The organism is Sphingomonas pollutisoli, from assembly GCF_029167165.1.
In the GTDB taxonomy this organism is placed as follows: domain Bacteria; phylum Pseudomonadota; class Alphaproteobacteria; order Sphingomonadales; family Sphingomonadaceae; genus Sphingomonas; species Sphingomonas pollutisoli.
Map to the genome: position 1 here is coordinate 1 of NZ_JARFNJ010000036.1, position 6,836 is coordinate 6,836.

Here is a 6,836-nt window from a genome sequence, read left to right on the forward strand (position 1 = left end):
ACCATTTCGCAGCAGCCGCCTGATCGGCGCAGAGCGACAGCCTACCTCTGACTGCCGCCAATCTTTGCAACAGAGCCACTCCCAGGACATAGACCCGCAGCTTCGCGCGCTCCGCGATGCCGGGTGCGATCCCATCTACCAGGAGGAGGCATCGGGCGGCCGAGCTGACCGCCCCGAGCTGGCGCGCGCGATCAGCGCGTTGAAGGCCGGCGACGTGTTCGTGGTGTGGAAGTTGGACCGGCTGTCCCGCTCGCTTCGCGACCTCCTCTTCACCCTTGAAGCGATCACGGCCGCCGGTGCTGGGTTCCGATCGGTGACGGAGGCGATCGATACCACTACCGCCCCCGGTCGATTGATGACGCAGATGCTGGGCGCATTCGCCGAGTTCGAGCGCGCCATGATCCGCGAGCGGACCATAAACGGGCTGGCGCACGCACGCAAAGCCGGCCGGCACCTTGGACGCCGGCCGAGCCTCACCGGCCAGCAGTGCGCCGAGATCATCGCTAAGGCAGAATCCGGGCAGGGTTCCCCGGCCCAGCTCGCCAGTCTCTTCTGCGTATCGCGCTCGACCGTGCAGCGCGTGTTGCGCGCGCATCGCGAGCGGTTGATCGAGCCAAGTAAAAGAGCTTGAGACAGGTGAACCGGCTTGCTTTGTGTATTACACCGCAATACGAGAACATACAAGGTACGCCGGAGAGCCTGATGATGGCAGATGATGTGGTCGTGACAGTACGAGTGCCAAAAACGCTAGTCCAGCGGGCACGTCAGGTCGCCGATAGTCGGGACGAAACTATGAGCCAAGTCATCCGGCGAAGCTTGCGCGGCTATGTGGGCCGTGCGCCAAAATCTACTGAAAATGAGGACGCAGCCTAATGTCACAACCCAAGCGCAAGGCGTCCCCGAAGTCACCGGTTTATAGCCCGGCGGGAATGGATCTGTTGGACGTTGCCGGCGGTGGCGGTTTCAAGACCGTGCTGGCAGATCCGCCCTGGCAGTTTCAAAATCGCACCGGGAAGGTCGCGCCGGAGCATCGCCGGCTCAACCGGTATGAGACGATGACGCTGGACGACATTTGCGCGCTCCCGGTTGCGGAGTGTGTTGCCCCGACAGCGCACCTCTACCTCTGGGTTCCCAATGCTTTATTGCCGGACGGCCTACGCGTGCTGCGCGAATGGGGATTTGAGTACAAATCCAACATCGTCTGGCGGAAGATCCGTAAGGACGGCGGGTCTGATGGCCGGGGTGTCGGCTTCTACTTTCGCAACGTCACCGAGCTGATCCTGTTTGGCGTGCGCGGTAAAAACGCCCGCACGCTCGATCCCGGCCGGACTCAGGTGAACTATCTGGAAAGCCGCAAGCGGGAGCATAGCCGCAAGCCCGACGAGCAATATCCCCTGATCGAGGAGTGCAGCCCCGGGCCGTTCCTAGAAATGTTCTCGCGCGGAACGCGCCCGAATTGGACCGTGTGGGGCAACCAGGCTGACGAGGAATATACTCCGTCGTGGCCTACCTATGCCCATCATTCTAAGGCTGAGATGCCGGTGGCAGCGGAATAGGTTCAGCAAGGATCTCCTGCTCCTCCTCGCCCTGAGCGATGGCGCCTACGTCCAGATGCTCGTCAAAGGTGACGATCGTGCTGGGCAGGCCGATGAGGAGGAGCGGGCACGGGTTGCCTACGCCGCGATGCACACGGTCCTCAAGCTTGCGCCAGTGGGTCGTGGCGGCTCCATATTTGTCTGCCACAAAAACATGAGGCCATGCTTCTGCGAAAGGGATCCCGCTCGACTTCATGCGCCGCGCGACGCTCTCCCGCTGTCTTGGCGTTGGTGTGAGCCCGAGTTCGGCAAGATCGTCAATCGACGACAATCCGCGTTCGACGGCGAACCGCGTGACCAATGGAATCATGTCACGCTGCAAGCTCGCGCCTCTTGTGACGATCACGCCAACGCTGATCGCCCCTTCCGCGTGCAGGCGCTTAAAGTTCTCCAGATCGCGATCGAAGAACGGATCTTTGTTGTTCCATTCGATTTCGAGCGCGATGACCCGACCATCCGGGAAGGTGCGAACATGATCGACCTCGTGAGATATCGATTCCCTTTGCACCCCGTTGATGCGCTTCTCGATCGTGAAATTGACCTTGTGCCAGCCCAGCTCGGCCAGTGCGCGCCGTAAGCGCTGCGTGCCCTTTGTCTCGCCGCCGCCCGAGCCGATGATCTCCTCAATCGGGATAGACAGTGCGCCTAGCGCCGCCCCCAGTTCACCGATTGCGTCCGGGAAATCGACACTCAGGATCGCCGTCGCGTGGCTGTGAAACTCGATTTGGAAGCCGCGTTCGGCCAGATCTTCAAACATGCCTCACCCGATAGCGCGTGCCAGCGCCAATTCCGATTCCGATCTGCCCAGGTGGCACGGATTGCCTCTAAGATGCGAGAACCGTATGCCTGCGACCACCAGCTCGCGTAATGCGAGATGCGAGGGGACGATCGACACCTAATGGCTGCTGGCGAGCAGGATTGGAAGCCAGGTAGCTTCACCAAGAACTTTAGCTGGGGACCGCCCGCTAATGGATTGTTGGAGCTGTATGAGAGCATTCGGATCGGGTTCGATGGAAAAATGGAAGACGTACCCCGCGAGGTGTTCCGCCAGCGTGTTTCGCAGTCCGGCCATTCGGAATATATTCCGATCAACTTCTTCCTATTTAACAAGAGCAAGAACGGCGTCGATCATCTTATTGCGGATGATCTAGTTTTCCAGGCTCTGACCGCCGCACACACCGCGAACTTTGATAGGCTAGCCCTCTTTGCGCTGAACTTCAGCTATGTTGGCCGGTGGACAGGCGCAGACGCTGCACAGAGACGGCCAGCGCTTTGGGCCAACAACTACGTATCAGAGAAAGTAGCAGGCGAGTATGGTTGGAGCACCAAGCGTATATCTGCTAATGACATACAGCGATTTGTTGAAGGGAACTCAAGGTATAAAGCGAAGTCAGCTAGAAAGCTGTCGACAAATCTAAAGTATATTTACGACATCGGCCATCTATCCGACTTTTCCAGCAAGCGTGTTGAGCGCTGGTGGGTGGATGCCTTGTTTCTTGCACTTGATCGCCTCATAGAAGATCGAGAGCTTGATGGAGAGCATGTTCCATCAGAGCGGTATGGCTCGCTTTTGACGGGATCGAGCTTCGCGCAGGTTGCCGGTGCCAGAAGCCTCGAAAAGGATCTCGCTACCAAGCATCTTGTCACGCTTTATGCTGCCTGCGGTGGCCGAGAGCGGTTTTCCGACGAGCACGTTCGCGAGCGGACCGAGCTGAAAATTCCGGACGTTCAATGGTTCGCGGCGAACGACAATCGGCCCCAGGGGGCGGTGCATCCATCAAATCCCCGGATTTTGAAGACGATCCCGCGAGCTTGCGCGATGCTCGCCAAATACGCCGGGTTTGACGTCATAGACGCGGACGAGTTGGAAGCGTTTGATTTGCAGGGCTTCATACGAGCCCATACCCAACGCGCCTTGACCCGCCTCAAAGATGCGAACGTCACGCCGACAATGTCCGTCGAGGAATTGATGAGGCTCACGAGAGATAAATGACCACGTTCCTCGACACCAGCGCCATCATGTCAGCGATCAATCATGGCGAAACGCATCATGCGTGGTCCGTTGCGAAGATCGAGGAGCGGCGAGCTGAAGGACCCCTTGTCATTGCCGATATCGTATATAGCGAACTAGCGGCAGGCATGAAGTCGCGAGAAGAGACGGATGCTGCTATCGCCGAGTGGGCTCTCGAACGACTCCGTAATAGCGACGACGCCCTATTTAAGGCAGGACAAGCATACAAGACATACAAGCAGAAGAAGCGCGGTCCCGGCGATCCTGTGAAAACAAATGTCCTTCCAGACTTTCTGATTGGTGCCTTAGCGGAAGTGGAAGGTGTACCCCTGGTGACGACTAATCAAGACGACTTCTTAAAATACTTTCCAGGCCTTCAGATAATTCATCCGTAAAGGCTAGGGCGCGCCCTGTCGGGCCGCGCTCTATCTCCGCTGCGCTTCGACCGAGCCGCCGTGCCGGCGTCTCGTCCCTGACGGGTAACGATCGCTCGCGTGGGCGGGCCGAGGCCCGCATGATGCCGCCGGCCCATGCCGGCGAAGATCTCCGTCAGATGGGGAAAGGAAGCGCCGCCCCTCTCCCCAGCAACGACAATCAGCCGGACCGTGGCTCGCTGCGCTGCGCCCGCACCACCCCGGCAGATTCCCGTTGCCCCCCTCTCCCCCGCTGTTCACGACGTTGGGAACCTCCCTCCCCGACCGCGTGCGGGTCGCGATTGGTTTCACCAGCACCGGCCGAAAGGGAAAGGCGATCGGCGAGTGCTGGGATAACCGCCGCAGCGCAGACGGCGACTTTGAAATCTTCATCCGCCCGGACCTCGCGCATGCACCCGACGCCATGCCCGCGCAGATCGCGGTGATCCTCGCGCACGAGCTGGTCCACGCAGCAGTTGGCATCGCAGCCGGACACGGGAAAGCGTTTAAACGTATCGCGCTAGGCTTGGGCCTGGTCGGGCCGATGCGCGCGACGACGCCGGGCGATGCGTTCCTTACCGTAGTTGCGCCGATCCTCGCCGCCGCAGGCCCCCTCCCTCACGCCAGGCTTGATACCGGCGGACAGACCACCGCGCCGAAGAAGCAGATAGCGCGGATGCTTAAATGCGAGTGCCAGGCTTGCGGCTACACTGTCAGGACCGCGCGCAAATGGCTTGAAACCGCTGGCGCGCCGCTATGTCCGATTGAGGAACATGGGCCGATGCACCATGAGCCGCTCGACAGTGACGGCGACGATCCAGAGCCGTGATACTCCCCTTCCCCTTCACGTCGTATATGCGTATACAAGTATAAATCTATACTAGTAGGAGTGTAGCATGAAGGTTCTCGCCATCCTGTCGCAGAAAGGCGGCGTCGGGAAAACGACGTTGGCGACGTGCCTTGCTGTGGCGGCCGAGCAGGCAGGCAAGGAAACCGCGATCATCGACCTGGATCCGCAAGCGACGGCCTCGTTCTGGAAGGACGTGCGCCAGCTCGACACGCCCGCCGTGGCGTCAATCCAGCCGGTGCGGCTCGCGGCGATGCTCAAGGCCTGTGCCGACGCCGGCACGGACCTTGTGGTGATCGACGGCGCGGCCGTCGCACGTGATGTTGCCTATGAGGCCGCGCGACACGCCGACTTCATCCTCGTGCCGACGAAGACAGCGGTGTTCGACACGATGAGCATGACGCACACGCTGGACGTGGTGCGGCAGCTTGATCGTGCCTTCGCCGTCGTGCTGACATTCGTTCCGCCGCAAGGACAGGAGACGGGCGATGCGATGAAGGCAGTCGAGGAGCTAGGCGCGGCCGTCTGTCCGGTGACGATCGGCAACCGCAAGGCGTTCTTCCGCGCGCAGGCCGCAGGCCAAGCCGTGCAGGAGTTCGAGCCGAACGGCCCGGCCGCAGCAGAAATCAATCGTCTATACGAGTATACGGCTATACGCCTATACGACAAAGTGGAGGCTGCGTGATGGCGAAGGGCAACACGCTTCAGGCGATGCTTGACCGCGCCAAGACCGGCGGCGACACGCCAGCAACCCCCACTCCGATCGTCGCGCCAACCTCGTCCAAGCCGGCGCAGGCTGGGCGGCAGGGGACCAAATTGATCGGCGGACATTTTGCCCCCGAGGTCAGCACTCAGCTCCGTATCCTTGCGGCCGAGGAAGGAACGACGGTGCAGAGCTTGCTAGGTGAGGCGCTGGACGACCTTTTCGTGAAGAAGGGCAAGGGACGCGTCGCGCGCGGAGTATAGGAGTATAGGAGTATACAAACATACTGCTATACTGAAATCGTCGAAAAGTGAGTTTTGGGGTAGCGGCTCACCTTTGCGCGGCGGGCGTGTTGAAATCCACCAGCACCGGCAATTCGGGAATCCCGCCACGCAGTTTGGCGCGTCGCACAATGCTGTGCTGGTCGATCAGGTTCTGTGCGTCGCGCTTGCCGCTGGACGTTTTCGGAAACCAGTGGAGCGCCACCCGTTCGACCTTGCGCCCGTTCTTGATCGGCGTGAAATCAACATAGAAGGGGCAGAGCTTGTTGATTTCCTCGACGGCAACCTTGAGGCAGTATTTGTTCAGATCGGCGAAGCGTTCAAGTTTGCCTTCGGGCACATTTAGCAAACCGCGCAGCTCCTCGATCGTAAACTCCTCTTTCTGTTTGTATTCGAGACCAATGCGCCGCTCGATCATCTCATAGAGACAGAGGGCGTATTTCGACTCGAAACAATACATCACCTGCGTCTTGAGACGGGCATAGACCTGACTGTTCCGCAGTATCTCGATCAGCTCTTCTGGGATACGATAGTGAAGGAAGCCGTCCTTTTCGAGGCTTTCATCGCTTGGGCCGAGCAGCTGGACACGGCGCTTGTAGCTCTTGCCATCCTTGCGGATCGTGACGATCGCGATGGTGCCCATGAGGCGCAGCAGCGAACTCTCTATGCGCTCGTTGCCCTGGTGCGTCCCTTTCAGTCCGGATTTCGCGATGCGATGGATGATCGGCTCACCAATGCGCTCCCAAGCATTGGCGATCAGCAAGTTGTAAATGCGGCGATCGGCGAGGGTGAGGGGGCTTAGCTCTACAATATCGACCAGCTCGCCGGGCTTGACGATTTCCCCGTAATTGGCGGGATCGAAGGGATTCCCGCGTCCCTTCTGGGCCAGCGTGCGGAACGTCATATCGACGGCTCTGTTGCAAAGATTGGCGGCAGTCAGAGGTAGGCTGTCGCTCTGCGCCGATCAGGCGGCTGCTGCGAAATGG

At 59.8% G+C, this 6,836-nt stretch carries 9 protein-coding genes; 7 read left to right on the forward strand and 2 right to left on the reverse strand.

Annotated features, from left to right (window positions below; translation table 11 throughout):
- Positions 1 to 64: 64 nt before the first annotated feature.
- On the forward strand, positions 65 to 631 hold the full coding sequence (locus PX554_RS26215) for a recombinase family protein (RefSeq protein WP_275505020.1): 567 nt from the start codon (positions 65 to 67) through the stop codon (positions 629 to 631).
- A gap of 241 nt (positions 632 to 872) precedes the next feature.
- Positions 873 to 1,556, forward strand: coding sequence for an MT-A70 family methyltransferase (locus PX554_RS26220; RefSeq protein WP_275505012.1), 684 nt, complete (start codon positions 873 to 875; stop codon positions 1,554 to 1,556).
- On the opposite strand, the gene PX554_RS26225 is transcribed toward PX554_RS26220, so the two are convergent.
- Positions 1,525 to 2,352 carry a BglII/BstYI family type II restriction endonuclease gene (locus PX554_RS26225; RefSeq protein ID WP_275505013.1) on the reverse strand — a complete coding sequence of 276 codons (828 nt, stop codon included), beginning with the start codon at positions 2,350 to 2,352 and terminating at the stop codon, positions 1,525 to 1,527. The genes PX554_RS26220 and PX554_RS26225 overlap by 32 nt on opposite strands.
- A 141-nt stretch (positions 2,353 to 2,493) precedes the next feature.
- On the opposite strand from PX554_RS26225, the gene PX554_RS26230 reads away from it, so the two are divergent.
- The 5 genes from PX554_RS26230 (at position 2,494) to PX554_RS26250 (ending at position 5,832) form a co-directional block, all read left to right on the forward strand.
- Positions 2,494 to 3,588, forward strand: coding sequence for a hypothetical protein (locus PX554_RS26230; RefSeq protein WP_275505014.1), 1,095 nt, complete (start codon positions 2,494 to 2,496; stop codon positions 3,586 to 3,588).
- The gene (locus PX554_RS26235) at positions 3,585 to 4,001 is read left to right on the forward strand and encodes a type II toxin-antitoxin system VapC family toxin (RefSeq protein WP_275505015.1); all 417 of its coding nucleotides are present in this window, start codon (positions 3,585 to 3,587) and stop codon (positions 3,999 to 4,001) included. Before PX554_RS26230 ends, PX554_RS26235 begins: the two co-directional genes overlap by 4 nt.
- A gap of 223 nt (positions 4,002 to 4,224) precedes the next feature.
- On the forward strand, positions 4,225 to 4,848 hold the full coding sequence (locus PX554_RS26240; protein ID WP_420833488.1) for a SprT family zinc-dependent metalloprotease: 624 nt from the start codon (positions 4,225 to 4,227) through the stop codon (positions 4,846 to 4,848).
- Between the two features lie 67 nt (positions 4,849 to 4,915).
- Positions 4,916 to 5,551, forward strand: a complete 636-nt coding sequence (locus tag PX554_RS26245; RefSeq protein ID WP_275505017.1) for a ParA family protein — start codon at positions 4,916 to 4,918, stop codon at positions 5,549 to 5,551.
- Entirely contained in the window at positions 5,551 to 5,832 is a 282-nt protein-coding gene (locus PX554_RS26250; RefSeq protein WP_275505018.1) for a ribbon-helix-helix domain-containing protein, read from the forward strand. The genes PX554_RS26245 and PX554_RS26250 overlap by 1 nt, the downstream gene beginning before the upstream one ends.
- 67 nt (positions 5,833 to 5,899) lie before the next feature.
- On the opposite strand, the gene PX554_RS26255 is transcribed toward PX554_RS26250, so the two are convergent.
- Complete coding sequence (locus PX554_RS26255) at positions 5,900 to 6,754, reverse strand: replication initiation protein (protein ID WP_275505019.1); 855 nt, start codon at positions 6,752 to 6,754, stop codon at positions 5,900 to 5,902.
- Between the last annotated feature and the right edge of the window lie 82 nt (positions 6,755 to 6,836).

Excerpts from the sequence above, each read along its gene's own strand:
- PX554_RS26230 (WP_275505014.1), top strand. The coding sequence starts at position 2,494 with ATGGCTGCTGGCGAGCAGGATTGGAAGCCAGGTAGCTTCACCAAGAAC.
- PX554_RS26235 (WP_275505015.1), top strand. The coding sequence starts at position 3,585 with ATGACCACGTTCCTCGACACCAGCGCCATCATGTCAGCGATCAATCAT.
- PX554_RS26250 (WP_275505018.1), top strand. The coding sequence starts at position 5,551 with ATGGCGAAGGGCAACACGCTTCAGGCGATGCTTGACCGCGCCAAGACC.
- PX554_RS26255 (WP_275505019.1), bottom strand. The coding sequence starts at position 6,754 with ATGACGTTCCGCACGCTGGCCCAGAAGGGACGCGGGAATCCCTTCGAT.
- PX554_RS26245 (WP_275505017.1), top strand. The coding sequence starts at position 4,916 with ATGAAGGTTCTCGCCATCCTGTCGCAGAAAGGCGGCGTCGGGAAAACG.
- PX554_RS26220 (WP_275505012.1), top strand. The coding sequence starts at position 873 with ATGTCACAACCCAAGCGCAAGGCGTCCCCGAAGTCACCGGTTTATAGC.
- PX554_RS26225 (WP_275505013.1), bottom strand. The coding sequence starts at position 2,352 with ATGTTTGAAGATCTGGCCGAACGCGGCTTCCAAATCGAGTTTCACAGC.